At 67.4% G+C, this 18217-nt stretch carries 18 protein-coding genes and 1 pseudogene; 14 read left to right on the top strand and 5 right to left on the bottom strand.

Annotation, left to right across the window (positions count from 1 at the left end):
- Positions 1–11 precede the first annotated feature (11 nt).
- Positions 12–731 (bottom strand): phosphatase PAP2 family protein, encoded by a 720-nt coding sequence (locus ACWDUA_RS17460; protein WP_449752265.1) that lies wholly within the window; start codon positions 729–731, stop codon positions 12–14.
- Positions 732–827: 96 nt separating this feature from the next.
- Between ACWDUA_RS17460 and ACWDUA_RS17455 the strand changes: the two genes are divergently transcribed.
- Positions 828–1508, top strand: coding sequence for a response regulator transcription factor (locus ACWDUA_RS17455; protein ID WP_053776798.1), 681 nt, complete (start codon positions 828–830; stop codon positions 1506–1508).
- Here ACWDUA_RS17455 and ACWDUA_RS17450 read toward each other — a convergent pair.
- Positions 1478–3004 carry an ATP-binding protein gene (locus ACWDUA_RS17450; protein WP_449752264.1) on the bottom strand — a complete coding sequence of 509 codons (1527 nt, stop codon included), beginning with the start codon at positions 3002–3004 and terminating at the stop codon, positions 1478–1480. The genes ACWDUA_RS17455 and ACWDUA_RS17450 overlap by 31 nt on opposite strands.
- Positions 3005–3105: 101 nt before the next feature.
- Between ACWDUA_RS17450 and ACWDUA_RS17445 the strand changes: the two genes are divergently transcribed.
- A complete protein-coding gene (locus tag ACWDUA_RS17445; RefSeq protein ID WP_053776838.1) occupies positions 3106–3867 on the top strand; it encodes an ABC transporter permease in 762 nt (253 codons plus the stop codon).
- 86 nt (positions 3868–3953) lie between these two features.
- Here the strand turns inward: ACWDUA_RS17445 and ACWDUA_RS17440 are convergent, their stop codons facing one another.
- Both ACWDUA_RS17440 and ACWDUA_RS17435 read right to left on the bottom strand, forming a co-directional pair.
- Positions 3954–4724: a metal-dependent transcriptional regulator gene (locus ACWDUA_RS17440; protein WP_449752263.1), complete on the bottom strand. Its 771-nt coding sequence runs from the start codon at positions 4722–4724 to the stop codon at positions 3954–3956.
- Positions 4725–4857: 133 nt separating this feature from the next.
- Positions 4858–5310, bottom strand: a complete 453-nt coding sequence (locus tag ACWDUA_RS17435; RefSeq protein WP_020789986.1) for an Lrp/AsnC family transcriptional regulator — start codon at positions 5308–5310, stop codon at positions 4858–4860.
- A gap of 119 nt (positions 5311–5429) precedes the next feature.
- On the opposite strand from ACWDUA_RS17435, the gene ACWDUA_RS17430 reads away from it, so the two are divergent.
- The 3 genes and pseudogenes from ACWDUA_RS17430 to ACWDUA_RS17420 all read left to right on the top strand — a co-directional run bounded on the left by ACWDUA_RS17430 (position 5430) and on the right by ACWDUA_RS17420 (position 7026).
- Positions 5430–6044, top strand: coding sequence for a LysE family translocator (locus tag ACWDUA_RS17430; protein WP_449752262.1), 615 nt, complete (start codon positions 5430–5432; stop codon positions 6042–6044).
- 146 nt (positions 6045–6190) lie between these two features.
- Positions 6191–6553 (top strand): annotated as a pseudogene (locus ACWDUA_RS17425) (FAS1-like dehydratase domain-containing protein); the annotation flags it as partial.
- Positions 6457–7026, top strand: coding sequence for a MaoC/PaaZ C-terminal domain-containing protein (locus ACWDUA_RS17420; protein ID WP_449752340.1), 570 nt, complete (start codon positions 6457–6459; stop codon positions 7024–7026). The pseudogene ACWDUA_RS17425 and the gene ACWDUA_RS17420, both read left to right, overlap by 97 nt.
- Here the strand turns inward: ACWDUA_RS17420 and ACWDUA_RS17415 are convergent.
- Positions 6971–8500 carry a PucR family transcriptional regulator gene (locus ACWDUA_RS17415; RefSeq protein ID WP_449752261.1) on the bottom strand — a complete coding sequence of 510 codons (1530 nt, stop codon included), beginning with the start codon at positions 8498–8500 and terminating at the stop codon, positions 6971–6973. The two genes, ACWDUA_RS17420 and ACWDUA_RS17415, sit on opposite strands and share 56 nt — an antisense overlap.
- 88 nt (positions 8501–8588) lie before the next feature.
- On the opposite strand from ACWDUA_RS17415, the gene ACWDUA_RS17410 reads away from it, so the two are divergent.
- The 9 genes from ACWDUA_RS17410 to ACWDUA_RS17370 all read left to right on the top strand — a co-directional run bounded on the left by ACWDUA_RS17410 (position 8589) and on the right by ACWDUA_RS17370 (position 17985).
- Positions 8589–9575: an isopenicillin N synthase family dioxygenase gene (locus ACWDUA_RS17410; RefSeq protein ID WP_449752260.1), complete on the top strand. Its 987-nt coding sequence runs from the start codon at positions 8589–8591 to the stop codon at positions 9573–9575.
- Positions 9576–9909: 334 nt separating this feature from the next.
- Positions 9910–10902, top strand: coding sequence for an isopenicillin N synthase family dioxygenase (locus ACWDUA_RS17405; RefSeq protein ID WP_449752259.1), 993 nt, complete (start codon positions 9910–9912; stop codon positions 10900–10902).
- On the top strand, positions 10902–11186 hold the full coding sequence (locus tag ACWDUA_RS17400; protein ID WP_449752258.1) for a 2Fe-2S iron-sulfur cluster-binding protein: 285 nt from the start codon (positions 10902–10904) through the stop codon (positions 11184–11186). The genes ACWDUA_RS17405 and ACWDUA_RS17400 overlap by 1 nt, the downstream gene beginning before the upstream one ends.
- 152 nt (positions 11187–11338) lie before the next feature.
- Positions 11339–11743, top strand: a complete 405-nt coding sequence (locus ACWDUA_RS17395) for a VOC family protein (RefSeq protein ID WP_449752257.1) — start codon at positions 11339–11341, stop codon at positions 11741–11743.
- Between the two features lie 141 nt (positions 11744–11884).
- Positions 11885–13258, top strand: coding sequence for a uracil-xanthine permease family protein (locus tag ACWDUA_RS17390; RefSeq protein ID WP_449752256.1), 1374 nt, complete (start codon positions 11885–11887; stop codon positions 13256–13258).
- Positions 13259–13331: 73 nt separating this feature from the next.
- The gene (gene hydA / locus ACWDUA_RS17385) at positions 13332–14753 is read left to right on the top strand and encodes a dihydropyrimidinase (protein ID WP_449752255.1); all 1422 of its coding nucleotides are present in this window, start codon (positions 13332–13334) and stop codon (positions 14751–14753) included.
- Positions 14754–14766: 13 nt separating this feature from the next.
- Complete coding sequence (locus ACWDUA_RS17380; protein ID WP_449752254.1) at positions 14767–15789, top strand: TIGR03842 family LLM class F420-dependent oxidoreductase; 1023 nt, start codon at positions 14767–14769, stop codon at positions 15787–15789.
- Between the two features lie 31 nt (positions 15790–15820).
- A complete protein-coding gene (locus ACWDUA_RS17375; protein WP_449752253.1) occupies positions 15821–17143 on the top strand; it encodes a M20 family metallo-hydrolase in 1323 nt (440 codons plus the stop codon).
- 86 nt (positions 17144–17229) lie between these two features.
- On the top strand, positions 17230–17985 hold the full coding sequence (locus ACWDUA_RS17370) for a 1-acyl-sn-glycerol-3-phosphate acyltransferase (protein WP_449752252.1): 756 nt from the start codon (positions 17230–17232) through the stop codon (positions 17983–17985).
- Positions 17986–18217: the final 232 nt, after the last annotated feature.

The following is an 18217-nucleotide window of genomic DNA, read 5'->3' as shown; positions in this document are numbered from 1 at the left end:
TGCCCCCCCGATCAGCGCAACACCGCGCGATGGCGGGCGGCGTCCGGTCCGGGTGCGGCACCCGGCAACAACTTCCGCGCCGCCGACGGCTCATGCGGACCGAACCTGGCCAGCACCGCGACGCTCAGTTCCGTGACGGTCACGCCGACCGCCACCCCCAGTGCCGCTCCGGCCACCACATCGCTGACCCAGTGCACACCGAGATACAGACGCGTACCCGCGGCGACCACGACGACCACGGTCGCCAGGAACCACGCGACCATCCGCGTCGACCGCCGGGCCCGATCGGTGACGAGCACCACCAGCGCACAGACCAGGGCGGTGGTCCCGGTGACGTGTCCGGACGGATACGAGTAGGTCATCTCGAGCACTCCGAGCTGATCGAGCGCCGGGGGCCGGTGACGGGACACGATCAGCTTGGCCACCTCACCGAGTGCCCCCGCGACGGCGACCGTGGCGATCAGCGCGACGGCACGGGTCAGAACCCGGTCCCGGATGAAGAACCCCAGTGCCGCGATCGCGGTCCACGCCGTCACGCTGACCGGACCGAACACGAGGGTGATCTGGGTGATGATCGTGGTGGCGGTACCGCCGCGGTGGGCGACGAACCAGCTCATCACCGCGTCGTCGATCCCGGTGGGTGAGCCGTCGAGCATGAAGGTGATCGCACCGATGCAGACGACGAGGATTCCGGTGATTCCGACGGCAATTCGCAGGGGATGACTTCGCACGTCCTACACCGTGCTCCGGGGCCGCTGTGAGGACGCTGAGGTCACCTGAACGGGTCGTGCGCGGGAATCCCGGGTGGATCGTCCATAGTGGGTTGCATGCGCATCCTCGTGGTCGACGATGATCGGCACGTGGCCGAGACACTGCGCCGGATGATGGTGGCCGAGGGCTGGGTGGTCGAGGTCGTCCACGACGGCGTGCGGGGCCTCGAGAAGGCCACGATCGAACGCTTCGACGTCATCGTGCTCGACATCATGATGCCCGGGCTCAACGGCTACGAGGTGGTGCGCAGGCTCCGCAGTGCCCGCGTGTGGACGCCGATCATGATGCTCACGGCCAAGGACGGGGAGTACGACCAGGCCGACGCCTTCGACTTCGGCGCCGACGACTACCTCACCAAGCCCTTCTCGTTCGTCGTGCTGATCGCGCGTCTGCGTGCCCTCGCGCGACGCGGTGCACCCGAACGTCCGGCGGTGCTCACCGCGGGTGATCTCACCCTCGATCCCTCCGCACACACCGCCCACCGCGGTGGCACCCTGCTCAAGCTCACCCCGAAGGAGTTCAGCCTCCTCGAGTACCTCATGCAGCACAAGGGTGAGGTGGTGTCCAAGTCGGAGATCCTCGACTCGGTGTGGGACCCGCACTATCGCGGTGACGACAACGTCGTCGAGGTCTACGTCAGCTATCTGAGGCGCCGGATCGACGCCCCGTTCGGCTGCAAGACCATCGAGACCATCCGGGGGGTCGGCTACAAGTTCGCCGCCGACGGAGGTGGCTGATCGGGCCAGCCGTGCACCGGGAGCGTGAACCCGATCGCCGCACCCCCCGATTCCGAATCGCCGATCGTCAGCTCACCGCCGTGTGCCCGGATGATCTCGCCGACGATGGCCAGCCCGAGGCCGGATCCGGTCGAGTCGCCCGCGCTGCGCTGCCGGGCGGTGTCCAGGCGTACGAACCGCTCGGTGATCCGATCCTTGTCCTCGTCGGGGATCCCGGGTCCGTCATCGGAGACGACGACAGTGACCGTTCCGGCCGGATCGGTGTCCACATCCGTGGCGTCCATCGGCGAGCCGTCCACATCCGTGCCGGCCACAGCGGTGCCGGCCCCCCGGGGCGGCGCGTCGCCGATCCGCTCCATGGTGATCGACAGACGCCCGCGCGCATAGCGGGCCGCGTTGTCGGCGATGTTGCGCAGGGCGCGCGTGAGCTTCTCGGCATCACCGGTGATCCGGGTGGCGACGATCCGCGTGTCGATCTCGAGGTCGGTGACGGCCTCGAGCCGGGCCACCTCGGCGCTCACGATCTCGTCGAGGTCGACGTCGTCGAGCCGCAGCGGCACGCCGCTCTCGTCGGCGCGGGCGAGCAACAACATGTCGGCCACCATCTGCTGCAGACGCAGTGCGTCCGGCAGCATCACCTCGGACGCCGTGGCCGTGTCGATCGGCTGATCGGTGGCACGCGACAGGTCGAGGAGCCCGACGAGCGTGGTCAGCGGACTGTTCAGTTCATGTGAGGCGTTGTTGACGAACTGCAGCTGGCGGCGCCGGGCGGACTCGATCCGCCCGAGCATCCCGTTCATCGTGTCCGCGAGGGCGGCGATCTCGTCTCCGGTGGCCGGCACCGGCACGCGTTCGGTCAGGTCGCCGCCGGAGATCTCGTCGACCCGATGACGGATCCGATCAACCGGTCGCAGCGCTCGACCCACCAGCACATACGTCAGCCAGGCCATTCCCACCACGACGATCGGGAAGACGATGCAGCAGAGCACGGCGACCAGTCCGACGGTCCGGTTGATCGGCTCCTTGCGTGCCCCGACCTCGACCGTGAGGACACCATCGGAGGTCGACACACCCAATGCGCTGACACGGAGGTCGTCATCCATGTCGCCCTGCTCGGCCTCGTGTTCGCTGCGGTGCTGTCCCGGTTGCAGCGTCGGCAGCAGCGGCTCGACATACCGTGGGTCGTTCGTGACGACGACGCGCCCGTCTGCGTCCACGACCTGGATCACCGCGATGTTCTGGCCGGTCGTCAGGAGCGACCGGTCGATGGTCGACAGGCCTCGGTCCCGCACATTGTCGGCGATCTGTTGCGCCCGGGCCGCGGTGGTGGCGTCGGCGCTGCGCACCAGCACATGGTGGAGGGCGAAGACCATCACCACCGCGGCGATCGCGAGCGCGATCGTGACGAGAGCGGTGGCGATCAGGGTCAGGCGCATGCGCACCGGTCGCGTCCTGCGCACCGCGCGGCTGACGGCCGTTGTCAGGTGAGCACGCATCCGTCGACAGTAACCGCGGTGCGGGACGTCGCCACGATCGTCCTCAGCGATGTCCAAGCCTGCCGATTGCCCGACGACCGGCCGGGCGACAGGATGTGCGGGTGACCAATCTGAACGGCGCGCTGATCCCGATCGGCCCCGGACTCCTGGTGGTCGTCGCCGTCCTCGCGGTGGCGGCGGTGCTGGTGAACCGATGGAGCGGGCCGGGATTGGCGACGACGACAGCTGTGGCGTGCCTGCGCGCGGTGGTCCAGCTGGCTGCTCTCGCCGCGATCCTGGCACTCGTGATCGGCCGGTTGTGGGCGTCGGCACTGTTCGTCGTGGTGATGGCGTCGGTGGCGGCGTGGACGTCGGCCGGTCGGGTCACCGGTCGGCGTGCCCGGCCGGTGGCGTTTCTCCGTTGTCTGTTGCCGGTCGCGGCTCCGACGCTGGTGCTCGTCGTCGTGCTCGTGCTGATCGGGATCCTGCCGGCGAACGGTCTGGTGATCATCCCGACCGCCGGGATCATGTTCGGCGGCGCGATGAACACCACGTCGCTGGCCGGCAAGCGGGCCCATGACGAACTGCGTACCCGGAAGGGTGAAGTGGAGGCAGCACTGTCGTTGGGATTCCTCCCGCGGGACGCGCGCCTGGAGATCTGTCGTCCGGCCGCGATCACCGCGCTCATCCCGGGCCTGGATCAGACCCGGTCGGTGGGACTGGTGACGATCCCCGGCGCGTTCGTGGGCATGGTGCTCGGTGGCGCGTCGACGACCGCCGCGGCGGCGATGCAGTTGTTCGTGTTGATCGCGTTGCTCGCGGTGAGCGCGGTCGCGGCGGTCATCACCGTGGAGATGGTGGCGCGCAGCCGGTTCGGACTCTGACCGTACTGTGGGTTCTGCCGACACACGGTCTGTCATCACGCGGTCGGTCAACCCACGCGGTCGGTCAACCCACGGCCGGGCGGATCTCACACCACCCGCAGCGACCCTCGGCTCGGGCCGGCCGCCCCGGTGTCGACCCGGAGGACGTGGCCACGATTGCGGGGCAGATCGACGACGTCGAGTCCCCGTACCTCGAAGTGGTTGCGGCGCACCCGGACCGTGACCCGTGCTCCCGGGATGATCCCGGCGGAGATCAACCGATCCATCAGCGGGACATCGTCCTGACCGCTCTCCGCGATCAGCGTGACGGTCCCGGTGACGGTGGTTCCCGGCGGTCCCAGGTCGACCAGCGGGACCGCGGAGACCGGTTCGGCGGGTGCGAAACCGAGGAGGTCGAGTCCGGGGACGGGGTTGCCCCACGGGGAGCGGCGCGGATCGTCGAGGGTCGCGGCGATCGACCGTTCGACGTCCTCGGTCAACACGTGCTGCCAACGCAGGGCCTCGGCGTGCGCCGCCTGCGCAGGCATCCCGAGGATCTCGGTGAGCATGCGTTCGGCCAGGCGGTGGCGCCTGGCGACCACGACGGCGTGGCGGAGCCCGAGGTCGGTCAACCGGACGTGGTGGTCGGTACCGACGGACACCAGCCCGGCCGAGGTCAATCGGGCCACGGTCTGGGTGACCGTGGGTCCGGCTTGCCCGAGCCGTTCGCTGATCCGGACCCGGCGCGGCACCACGCCGTCCTCGACGAGCGTGTAGATGGTCCAGAGATAGGCCTCGAGTGCGGGGGTCATCGGCACAGTCGGAATGTCCACGGCCGAGGAACCGTCGGTGACGTCGCGAGTTGAGGAGACCGGCATGGCAAGGACTCTAGGGTCGGAATGCGAGCCGTCCCAGCGCTCCTAAGCGTGCCCTAAGCTTCGCCGGTCGGCCCGCCGCAGAGAATCACCGCCGCAGAGAATCACCGCCGCAGAGGATCACCGCTGCAGAGGATCACAGCGGGAGGGGCCGATTCTCGACGACGGTCTTCATCACCAGCGTCGAGACCAGCCGCCGCACCCCGGGCAGGGTGGCGAGACGCTCGTCGTAGATCGTCTGGAATGTCTGCTGATCGCGTGCGATGACGCGCAGCAGGTAGTCGGGGTCACCGAAGAGCCGTTGCGCCTGCAGGACGTAGGGGACGGCGGCGACCGCCTCTTCGAACGCGTCGATCGCGACACGGTTGGCCGACTCCATCGAGACGAAGATGAGCGCCTCGAAGGTGAGTCCGAGGCCGCCGGCGTCCAGAAGGGCGTGATATCCACGGATCGCCCCGGATGCCTCGAGCGCTCGCAGTCGCCGATGGCAGGGGGACAGGCTCAGGTTGACCCGGTCGGCCAGCTCCGTGACGGTCAACCTGCCGTCGGATTGCAGCGCCGCAAGAATCTTCTTGTCAGTACGATCCATGAGAAAGAATCTACTCAGGTTCAGCGCTCATGACGCGATGTGCGCAAACATTTCCGCCCGTCTCCGGCATAGCGTTTCGGTAGTAGATATCGAGAAGACACAAGGGTTGAGGTGTAGGAATGGCATGGCAGTCGGTCGCCGCATTCTGGGCGGTCTCGCTGGTGTTCGTCCTCACTCCGGGCGCCGATTGGGCGTATGCGATCGCTGCCGGGGTCCGGGATCGGACGGTGGTTCCCGCCATCGGCGGCATGCTCGCCGGCCACGTGCTCGCCACCGTGGTGGTCGCGACCGGGATCGCCGCGGTGATCGCGGGCACGCCGGAGGTGATGACCGTGGTCACCGTCACGGGTGCGCTCTACCTCGCATGGCTGGGGATCGCGACCCTGCGCCATCCACCCACGCCGCAGATCGCCGAGACATCGGGTGACATCTCGTGGATTCGTCGGGCAGGCAAGGGTTTCGGTGTGAGCGCACTCAACCCCAAGGTGTTCCTGCTGATCGTCGCCCTGCTACCGCAGTTCACCACGGCAGGTTCCGGATGGCCGATCGGCTGGCAGATCACCGCCCTCGGCGCCGTCCACCTCATCGGGTGCGCGGCGGTCTATGCCGCTGTCGGCCTGGGTGCGCGGCGGGTGTTGCGGGCCCGGCCGTCGGCGGCGCGGATGGTGGCGCGGGTGTCGGGTGTGGCGATGATCGGGATCGGGGCGGTATTGGTCCTCGAGAACGTGCTGTGACCGTGACCCCGCTGCTCGTGGAGCCCGCCTGGACCCGAAGCGGGTGCGATGGACGAGACTCGCCATCGATTCGAGACCAAACGCTGCCACACCTGGAATCGGAGGGTCCGACATCCGACAGCCCCGCAGAGGGGGCCGTCCCACGAATGAGCACCAGACCGCTCGACACCGACGTGGACAACGAGGTCGACGAACTGATCGGGGTACGCCAGATCTCGGGGGACCATCGCAAGGTGGGGCGCGAGGGGGTCCGCGCGATCGCGCGTGTCGGACATGACGGTCGTCCGCTACACCGAGACGAGGCGGCCACTGCCGCCGCCGGACACCCGGCGCTACTCGCGCCGCTGACCTGTTCGGCGGTGATGGGCGGGCCGATGGCGCGAGGACAGTTGCTCGACGCGATCCCCGGCGAGTGCTCGCTGTCCCAGGTCCTCCACGTCGAGCACCGGCATGTTCATCACCTACCGCACTACGACGGCGACCGGGTGTGGCGCGTGGCGTCGATCGACTCGTTCCGCTCCTCACCCCGCGCCGACCTGGTGCAGTACTCGGGTATCGCGGGGATCCCAATTCGATCCATTTCGGCGCCCGGCTCACCCGGATGGCCGGTCTGGACACCATGGTGTCCCAGGCCATGCCGACGATGGCGATGGCCGGCGCCCACGTCAGCGCGTTCGTGGGCGACCCGGCGGCGGTGCGTGGGTTCCGCGCCCGGGTCACCAGCCCGGTGTTCGTACATCCGGACCACCCCGACGAGGTCACCTTCCGTGCCAGGGTGAAGGACCTCGACCTCGGTGCCCGGCGCGGCGAACTCGCCATCACCGCAACACATCTGGGCAAGCGGGTGTTCGATCGGTGCTCGGCGTTCGTCGATCTGCGTCAACGGCCGGTCCGAGAACCTCGACGGTTGGCCGATCAGATCGAGCTCAGCCGACCAGGTCGTCGGTCTTGTTGTCCAGGGCGAACATCCGCAACGCGGTGAACACGGTCAGCCGGTGTTCGGGATCCGACATGATCGGTCCGACGATGGTCTCGATCCGGGTGATCTTCCCGCGCAGCGTGTTCGGATGGATGTACAGGCGGCGCGCCGATTCGCTGATGTTGCAGTCGGTGGCCAGCAGCAGCCGCAGCACCCGCCGTTGTTCGAGTGCGTCGTCGGTGTTGTCGGCGATCGACCCGAGCGTCTCGGCGACGAACACGCGACGCACGTGTTCGGGCAGTTGGTAGAGGATCGCCAGGACACCGAGATCGGCGTGCCGGGTGAGCCGGTTGATCGCGCCCGTGCGGCTCCCGACCGCCGCCGCCCGACGGGCCTGGCGGAACGACCCCGTGTAGCCGCGGACGTCGCTGGCCGGATCTCCGGAACCGATGGCGATGGGAACCGGAACGGCCCGGCAGATGTCGCGGGCGACTGCCGTCAGATCGACATCGGCACGCAGGAGCACGACACACAGACCCTCTTTGACGATCGTCACCGACGCCCCGTCGAAGCGCAGACACACCGAGTGGATCTGCGCCCGGAGCCGTTGCAGCCCTGCCATGTTCACCGACACGCTGAACACCTCGACAGCAATCGCGACCGCCGGGAGTCCCGAGAACAGCGTCAGCCGCCGACTCCGGCGAACCGCCTGTTCCCGGAGGGCGAGATCGTCGCCGAGGATGTCCTTGAGCGCCCGTGCCGCTTCCATCGCGCGCTCGTCACCCATGGTCGGCAACCGCGTGTGCAGCGCGAGGAGAGGCCGTGCCAGCTCGATCATCTCGTGCTCGGACTCCCCGAGTGGACGAGCCCGCCGGATCACCAGGGAGGAGCGTGGGCCGAGCCGGACGGTGATGTCGGTGCCGCGCGAACCCACGCCCGTGCCGGCCCGGCCCGCCGTTCGGGCACCGGTGTCATCGGCGATGAAATCCACTGGCGCCTTGACCATCTCGGAGAGAACCAGCACCAGTTCGGCAGGCGACGCCGCCGCCCGCAGCAAGCGCTGCGGGATGTCGGCGGCTGCCGGTTCACTGCCGGGCTCCGGATCGCGGGGGCGCTCGACGAGCCTGCGGACCCGTTCGGTCAGACCCGGCCGTGAGTCCCGGTCCCACAGGACCGCGATCCCGCACCGCTCGGCCTCGGACACGAACGCCGCCGGCGGGTTCAACGGACGAGCCGGACACACCATCACGGCGCCGGGGGCGTGATGGTGCAGCACGGGGCCGAGGAGGGCCACCAGATCGGGCATCGGACCGTCGACCCGGTCGGGTCGCCACGTCATGAGCACGAGATCGCCCTCGCCCGGCACCGGCATCTCGTCGTCGCGGTCATCGAGGTCGACGACGCGCCGGATAATGTGCCCGGTATCGGCGCGTTCGGTGACGATCACCGTCTCGGTCTGCGCCGCCAATGTGGCGACGGTCACCGCCGGACATGACCCCGGTTCGGCTGCCAGGGGAACGTCACCCCGGTCTGCCATGTCTTCCTCCTGGGTTCACGCCGCCGTACGGCGGCCCAACGGCCGAACGGATCCCGCCGCCGGACGGCCAATGATGCACAGTAGTCGGATGACCTCGCTCCCGCCGCTCAGCCTTGCCGACGTGTGCGGTCCTTCGGCCTCCGCACGCGCCCGTCAGTTCGACCTCCTCGACGCCGCGTTGTCGAGCGTCGGGTACGCCTACCTGGACGGTCACGGCATTCCCGCCGACCTGACCACCGAACTGTTCGGCACCACCAGGGACTTCTTCACCGGCGATCCACGGATCCGGCATGAGGTGGCGCAGCCCGAACCCCAGCAGGTCCGGGGATGGTCGGGCGTGGGGTCGGAGAGCATGTCGTTCGTCCTCGACGAGGAGTCACACGGTGACCTCAAGGAGAAGATGGACATCGGCCCGCTGGACATCACTGCCGACGACGCCGACCCGTACACCCTGCGCTTCGTCAACCTGTGGCCACGTGGACATCCCGGCTTCCGTCCGGCGTGGGAGGAGTACTACCGGCACCAGCGTCGGATCGGCGCGGCCCTGCTCTCGCTGACCGCCGAGGGATTCGACCTCCCACGCGATCATTTCGAGCCGCTGTTCACCGACGAGCTGAGCATGCTGCGGGCGCTGTTCTTCCCCGAACAGGTGGCCGAACCCCTGCCGCACCAGTTCCGGGCCGGCACCCACACCGACTACGGCGCGTTCACCATCGTGTGCGCCGAATCCACCGTCGGCGGCCTGCAGGTCTTCGATCCGGACGGTGAGTGGCTGGAGATCGCCACCTCGCCGTCCCGGCTGGTGATCCTGGTGGGCGATCTCCTGGCCGAATGGACCGCCAACCGGTGGCCGGTCACCGTCCACCGCACCGTCAACCCACCTCGCTCGGTCGCCTTCGAGAGTTCACGGCTGTCTTTCGCCTTCTACCAGCATCCGTCGTACTCGACCGCGATCACCGAGCTGCCCGCCCTGGCGACCCGTTCCGGCGGATACACCGAAGAGCTCCTGGCGGGGCCGCACCTGGTGGAGAAGTACGTCCGGCAGACCACCTTCGACGACTACCCCCGTCGCTGATCGCACCCGTAGCCGAATCACCCCGTAGCCCAATCACCCCGCAGCCCAATCACCCCGCAGCCCAATCACCCCGCAGCCCAATCACCCCGCAGCCGAATCACCGGGGCCGGCGATCGGCCCGGACGACTCATCCCCCCGGCGCACGTGTGCCCGTGTTACGCGGGTGCGTCGTCCCATCACCGGGAGATGTCCGTTCGTTTCCTCTGTGTTTCCGCTGTGACGGTCGGTCAGCCACCTCGGACACATGTGGTGAGCCGTGCCCATTCTCCTGGCGTCCGCGACCCGACAGACTCATTCACGTCGGAACAATTGCTTTGTCGCTCAGGAGGTTTTCGTGACCGTAGTGCCCATCATCGACGTCTCCGCATTGCTCGGGGACGACGAGGACGCCAAGAACGCCGTGGGTGAGGCCTTCGACGAGGCCGGCCGGGAGATCGGCTTCTTCCAGGTCGTCAACCATGGTGTACCCGACGAGGTCATCGATGCCATGTACCGCGTCTCCGACGACTTCTTCGCCCTCGGCACCGAGGAGAAGCGGCTGGTCCAGCAACCCACCCCGGAGGCCGTCCGGGGCTACTCCTCGATCGGCGAGCAGGCCTTCTCCTACAGCGAGGACATCCGGCAGCCGCGGGACCTGCACGAGAAGTTCGACATCGGCCCGGTCGACGTCGATCGCTCGGATCCGTACTACTCGCCGGACAGCTCCGGACCGCACTTCCTGCCCAATACCTGGCCCGCACGACCCGACGGTATGGAGGAGATCTGGACCTCCTACTTCCGCGAGATGAACGCGCTGGCACGTCGATTGATGAGTGCCTTCGCGCGTGGTCTCGACCTCGCCCCCGACTACTTCGTCGACACGATCGACCGGGACATCAGCATGCTGCGCGCGATCAACTACCCGCATATGGACACCCCGCCGCAGCCCGGCCAGATGCGCGCCGGCGCGCACACCGACTACGGCAGTCTCACCATCGTGCGTCAGGAGGAGGCACCCGGTGGGCTCGAGGTGTTCACCCAGGACGGCGACTGGGTTCCCGTCCCCGTGGTGCCCGGTGCGCTCGTGGTGAACATCGGTGACCTGATGGCCCAGTGGACCAACGACCAGTGGATCTCCACCCGCCACCGCGTCCGCCCACCGCAGCCGGACGCCGCGGGCAACACACGTCGGATGAGTCTGGTGTTCTTCCACCAGCCCAACCACGATGCACTGATCGAGTGCCTGCCGAGCTGCGTCGAAACAGGTCAGGAGCCCCGTTACGCACCGATCAGCTCGGGTGACCACCTCACCTCCAAGTTCGAGAAGACCATCTCGTTCGCCGGCTGATGGATCGGACGGCAAACCAGGCCTTCGAGATCGAACTGGCCCGGACCGGTGAGGTCGTGGTGGTCCCGTCCGACCGCTCCGCACTGTCGGCGCTGACGGCGGCCCGCGACGGGCTGGACTCCAACTGCCTTCGGGGCGAGTGCGGCGCGTGCGTCCAGACCGTCCTGTCCGGCGAGCCGGATCACCGCGACACGGTGTTGTCGCCACGGGCGAAGGCGGCCGGGCGACGGTTCATTCCCTGCGTCAGCCGTGCGTCCGGTGGGCGCCTGGTCCTCGATCTCTGATTGCGGACCTGCGACGTCCGCCACGGCTACCGACATGGCATTCGCAGAAGTCGCTGCGGTACAGGCGGTCCCGCAGCGAGGCCACACCAGCTGTCGTCTGGGGACCGCTGTATGAGAACCGTTGTATGACAACCGCTGTATGAGAGGACACCATGCCCGGCCCCTACCTGTCGTTCGCGAGTGTGATCGCCGACGACATCGTGGCCCTGAGTTCGTTCTACGCCGAGGTCTTCGGACTCGACGAGGTCACCGAGTTGCGCTCGGAACACTTCCGTGGCCTCCGGCTCGGCGACACGATCCTCGGGTTCAGCACTCCGCATGCGTATGAACTGCTGAATCTCACCGCACCCGAGAACAAGTCGGGGACCACCTCGTTCATCACCCTCGAGGTCGACGACGAATCGTTCGTCGACGACCTCACCACCTCCGCGGTCGCCGGCGGGGCCCGCTGCGTCGCCGGCCCCGCCCGCACGTACTACGGCGCGTGGCAATCGGTTCTGCTCGATCCGGAGGGAAATGCGTTCCGGATCAACCACCTTCGACTCGGCGACCACTGACGTCCGCCCGAATCACCACCGGATGGCCACCTCGACCCGGGAGGTCGTCCACGACATCGGCGTCGACCACATCTGATTCACCGTCCGGCACGCCGGACCAGTCATCACCATCCGGCCGCGCGCCGGGTGGGGAGGAGCACCATGTCACTGTTCGGTTGGCAACGTACTGATGGCGATGGGGTGGTGGCACCGCATGAGCGGCTGCCATGGCCCGGCACCATCGGTATCGGTTTGCAGCATGTCGTCGCCATGTTCGGCGCCACCTTCCTGGTTCCCGTCCTGACCGGGTTCCCGCCGGCCACCACCTTGTTGTTCTCAGGTGTCGGCACCATCTTGTTCCTGCTGATCACCCGTAACCGGCTACCGAGCTACCTCGGTTCGAGCTTCGCGATCATCGCCCCGGTGACCGCCGCCTCCGCCTCCCATGGTCCGGGAGGGGCCCTCGGCGGTCTGATCACCGTCGGCGTCCTCGTGATGATCGTCGGCGCCGTGGTCCATTTCGTGGGCATCGGGTGGATCGAGAAGTTGATGCCACCGATCTGCACCGGTGCGATCGTCGCGCTCGTCGGCTTCAATCTGGCACCGACCGCCAAGACCAACTTCGAGCAGGGGCCGGTGACCGGCTTCATCGTTCTGGTCCTGATGCTCGCCTGCCTGGTCCTGTTCCGTGGCCTGCTGGGCCGACTGTCGGTGTTCGCCGCGGTGGTCATCGGCTACCTGATCGCCCTCGCCCGCGGCGAGGTGGACACCTCGGGGATCGCCGACGCGGCGTGGATCGGCCTGCCCGACTTCACCTCTCCCACCTTCCACTTCTCGGTACTGCCCATGTTCATCCCGGTGGTGCTGGTGCTCGTGGTGGAGAACATCGGCCACGTGAAGTCGATCAGCGCCATGACCGGTACCAACAACGACAAGTACATGGGCCGTGCCCTGTTCGCCGACGGCCTGGCCACCACCGTCTCCGGTCTGGGTGGCGGTTCGGGAACCACCACCTACGCCGAGAACATCGGTGTGATGGCGGCTACCAAGGTGTATTCGACCGCCGCGTACTGGGTGGCGGGTGTCGCGGCGATCGTGCTGGGCATGTGCCCCAAGGTCGGTGCCGTGGTGGCCGCCATTCCGCCGGGTGTCCTCGGTGGCGCAACCATCGCGCTGTACGGCCTGGTCGGCATCCTCGGCGTGCACATCTGGGTGATCAACCGCGTCGACTTCTCGCAGCCGATCAATCAGTTCACCGCTGCCATCGCGCTGGTGATCGGCATCGCCGACTTCACCTGGACCATCGGCGATCTCAGCTTCGGCGGCATCGCCCTGGGCGCGATCTCCGCCGTGGTGGTCTACCACGCCTTGCGGATCATCGGGACCTGGCGCAAGACCGTTGCCCCGCAGCCGGATCCGACCGCAGAGAACCTCGAGATCGAGCTGCCGCCCCGGGATTCGGCGTCTGCCACCGACGACCTGATCGTCCCCGCCGACACCACCGCGGAACCGGCCCGGGCCCGCACCCAGGGCTGACCGCTCGACCGCCCGCATCTCGACCCCCCGTGTACCGACGCCCGGTGTACCGGCGTCACGACAAGGAGTGAACATGGCAACGACGCTGATCACCGGAGGCACCGTGGTGTCGAGTACGGGTCGCCAGCGCATCGATGTGCTCGTCGACGGCGAACGCATCGCCGCACTGATCGACCCCGCCGCGCAGCCCTTCGGTCCAGGGCTCGCCGACAACGTGGACGAGGTGATCGACGCGTCGGGGATGTATGTCATCCCCGGCGGCGTCGACGCCCACACGCACATGGAGATGCCGTTCGGCGGCACCACCGCCTCCGACACCTTCGAAACCGGCACCCGTGCGGCCGCGCACGGCGGTACGACGACCATCATCGACTTCGCGATCCAGACCCCCGGGGAACGCCTGCAGGACACCCTCGAACTCTGGCACACCAAGGCCGCCGGCAACTGTTCCGTCGACTACGGCTTCCACCAGATCGTCGGTGACGTCAACGCCGAATCCTTGCGTGCCATGGACGAACTCGTGAACGAGGGCGTCACCAGCTTCAAGCTGTTCATGGCCTACCCCGGCGTGTACTACTCCGACGACGGCCAGATCCTGCGCGCCATGCAGACCTGCGCGGCCAACGGTGCGTTGATGATGATGCACGCCGAGAACGGTATCGCCATCGACCAGCTGATCGCCCAGCACGTCGAACGCGGCGAGACATCTCCCTACTACCACGGGGTCTCTCGGCCGTGGCAGCTCGAGGAGGAGGCCACCCACCGCGCGATCATGCTCGCCGACGTCACCGGTGCGCCGCTCTACATCGTGCACGTGTCCGCCAAGCAGGCCCTCGAACAGATCGCCACGGCCCGCGGTGCGGGCAAGAACGTCTTCGCCGAGACCTGCCCGCAGTACCTGTACCTGTCCCTCGAGGAGCAACTCGGCGCCGCCGGATTCGATGGCGCGAAATGGGTGTGCTCCACACCGCTGCGGTCGCGCGCGGAGGGACATCAGGACGAGCTCTGGAAGTTCATCCGCACCCACGACGTCGCCGGCGTGGCCACCGATCACTGTCCGTTCTGCATGAAAGACCAGAAGGAGATGGGCCTCGGCGACTTCTCCAAGATCCCCAACGGGATCGGGGGAGTGGAGCACCGCGTCGACCTGATGTACCAGGGAGTCGTCGACGGCCGCATCAGCCTGGAACGGTGGGTCGACGTCTGCTCGACGACACCGGCCCGGATGTTCGGTATGTACCCGCGCAAGGGCATCATCGCCCCGGGTGCCGACGCCGACATCGTCCTCTACGACCCGAAGGGGCACACCAGCATCGGGCTGGGCAAGACCCACCACATGAACCTCGATCATTCCGCGTGGGAGGGATTCGAGATCGACGGTGCGATCCGCCAGGTGATCTCCCGCGGCACGACGATCGTCGACAACGGCATCTACCGCGGCCAATCCGGGCACGGGCAGTTCGTCTCCCGCGCCCTGTCACAGAACCTCATCTGATCAGGAGAACGACATGGATTTCGGAGTCGTGATGCAGAACGACCCGCCCGCCTCGCGCGTCGTGGAGCTGGCGGTGGCCGCAGAGAATCGTGGGTTCTCCCATGTGTGGACCTTCGACTCGCACGTGCTGTGGCAGGAACCCAATGTGGTCTACAGCCAGATCCTGGCGGCCACCCGCACCGTGATGGTGGGTCCGATGGTGACCAACCCGGTCACCCGCGACCCCAGTGTCACGGCCTCGACCTTCGCGACCCTGAACTCGATGTACGGCAACCGGACCGTGTGTGGCATCGGGCGCGGAGACTCGGCGGTACGGGTGGTGTCGGGCAAGCCGTCGACCCTGGCCACCCTGCGCGAGGCGATCACCGTGATCTCCGCGCTCGGTAACGGCCGAGGGGTCGAGATCAACGGCACCACCGTACAGTTCCCGTGGGGGAGTCGTTCACGCCTGCCGGTCTACGGGGCCGGGTACGGCCCCAAGGCCCTGGAGCTCATCGGCACGCACTGTGACGGGTTCATCCTTCAGCTCGCCGATCCGGCGATCGTCGAGTGGACGACGAGCCGGGTCAAGAAGGCTGCCGCCGCGGCCGGCCGCGATCCCGATGAGGTGTCGATCATCGTCGCCGCACCCGCATATGTCGGGGACGACATCGATCATCAACGGGCACAATGCCGATGGTTCGGCGGCATGGTCGGTAACCACGTCGCCGACCTCGTGGACAAGTACGGTGGCGATGGTGCCGGCGATGTTCCACCCGCGCTGACCGACTACATCGCCAACCGAACCGGGTACGACTACAACCAGCACGGCCGGGCAGGCAACAGCCACACCACGTTCGTGCCCGACGAGATCGTCGACCGATTCTGCATCCTCGGCGGCGTCGAGGAGCACGTCGCCAAGCTCGAGCACCTGCGTGAGCTCGGCGTCGACCAGTTCGCCGTGTACCTGCAGCACGACGGCAAGGACCAGACGCTCGCCGCCTACGGCGACCACATCATCCCGGCACTCAATCCGGTTGCGCTCGCCCGGATCTGATCCGCGCCGACATCCGAGGAGGAACCACACCATGACCACCGAGGCAGGGGAACAGGCCATCCATGTCCCCGCAAACGCAGAAGACAGTCAGGAATTTCTGGCCGACTTCGCCCAGATGTCGACGTTCGGGGCCACCCCGGCCGGCGGTGTCGACCGCGAGGCGGCAACCGATGCCGACGCCGCGCAGCGCAAATGGCTCGCCGCGTGGCTGACCGAGCGTGGCTTCGAAGTCCGGTTCGACCGGATCGGCAACATGTTCGGTCTGCTGGAGCTGGTTCCGGGTGCACCCTATGTCCTGGCCGGTTCGCATATGGACTCGCAGCCTCGGGGCGGACGTTTCGACGGTGCGTACGGGGTGCTGGCCGCCGCTCATGCCTTCGACCGGTTGCGTCGCCTCTATGCCGACCCGGTGTGTCCGACCCGGCCGTCGTTCAATCTGGCATTGGTGAACTGGTTCAACGAGGAGGGCTCACGCTTCACACCGTCGATGCAGGGGAGCGGTGTGTTCACCGGCAAGCTCGACCTCGACGCCGCCCTCGCGACCGCCGACGGCGACGGAGTGACGGTGTCGGAGGCCCTGGGCCGTCACGGAATGCTGGGCGACGAGGTGTTCCCGCTGAACGACTCCGGTGGCTTCCGCGACGAGCGGGTGGCCGCTTACGCCGAGATCCACATCGAGCAGGGCCGCGAACTCGACAAGGCCGGCATCACGATGGGTGTGGTCCCGTCGACCTGGGGAGCCAACAAGTACGAGATCGGTGTCGTCGGGTGGCAGGGGCATACCGGTGCCACCGCGATCACAGATCGCCAGGATGCGCTCTACGGCGCGGCGCGGATCGTCGTCGCACTGCGCGAGCTCGCCGAGATCTACGGCGACGAGCTCCACACGTCGTGCGGTCAGCTCACCGTCTACCCGAACTCGCCGGTCGTCGTCCCCCGGGAGGTGCACATGCACCTCGATCTGCGGTCGTCGTCGGATGACATCCTCGCGGCCGCCGACAGTGACCTGTCCCGGATGTTCACCGAGATCGAGATCGCGGCGGACGTGCAGATCGAGAAGCGATTCGCGCACACCTGGAAGGGACACGACTATCCCGCGGGCGGAGTTGCATTGGCCGAGAGCACCATCGGTGACCTGGGATTCCGATCGATGCAGGTCCGTACGCGGGCCGGACACGATTCGACGAACATGAAGGATCTCGTCCCCACTGTGATGTTGTTCATCCCCAGCGTCGACGGCGTCTCGCATGCCGAGAACGAGTACACCGCCGACGACGACATGCTCGCAGGTGTGACCGTACTGACCGAGACCTTGGCCCGGATGGTCGAGGGAGCGCTGACCGGGTCCGATTGATCGAGCGCATCTCCGAGTCGGGTCTGCGTTCGGTGGTTCGCCCGGGCCACTTCCTACGCTTCCGTAACTTACGGTAGCGTAGGTTCATGTCCGTGACCGTCGATGTGACCCTGAACGACTTCGAGAACGTCTACGACTTCTACCGCGAGCACCAGCAGCCGGTACTCAAGGCGAAGGCGATGTATGCAGTCCTGGCGGCGAAGTATCGGCCACAGGTCCGCTACGAGACCGGTGCCCGGCGGCTGATCCGCCATCTTCGGCGGGACGGCTGCGTGATGGTGATCTCGGCCAACCACGTGCGGGAGACCGATCCGTTCGTGCTGGCCGCCACAGGATTCCTCTCCGAGGTACGACCGCACATCGGCCATGTGCGGGTGCTCGCGAAGGATCCGCTGTTCGCGGAGCCCGAGCAGCGCAGAAAGATCGACCTCCTGGGCGGGATTCCGGTCTTCCGGCCGAAGGATCACGGTGTGCGCGAGACCATGGTGCCGGGCCGGCGAATGATCGACATCTGCGTCGACCGGATGACTGCCGGCGACTGGATCGCCGTCTTCGCCGAGGGGACCTGTAATCTCACCGATCCTGCGCACATCCAGCCGCTCGGCAGCGGGATGGGGCACATCATCAAGGGGTCTCTTGCCACCGGTCGGCGGGTTGCATTGCTGAGCATCGGAATCGCCTACCGCGACAGCTCGGACAAACGTCCGGCAGTGATGATCAACCGCCCGATCGAGCTGACCGCCGACGACGCCAAGACCCCCGCTGCGGCCACCCGGCTGGCGGCGGCCGACCTGCAACGCGCGGTCGACCTCGCATGGCAACGGGCGCATCCGGGTACGTAGGTGGAAGCTCGGTCCCGGCTCAATCATCAAGAGACTGTTGGTGGTTGAGCCGACGGGGAGCGGTTCGGTCCCGGCTCAATCAGCCACCACCCGTTGGTGGTTGAGCCGACGAGGAGCGAAGTGACGAGTCGTGTCGGAACCTCTGTCGGCCGACTTCGCCAACGCGACCACCTTGGTGGTGGTCACGCACCCAGCCCACGCTGCGGAGATTTCGACTCGGGTCCTCGCGATG

This window comes from Gordonia sp. NPDC003376 (assembly GCF_053589235.1).
This window is presented reverse-complemented; position numbering and strand designations above follow the sequence as displayed.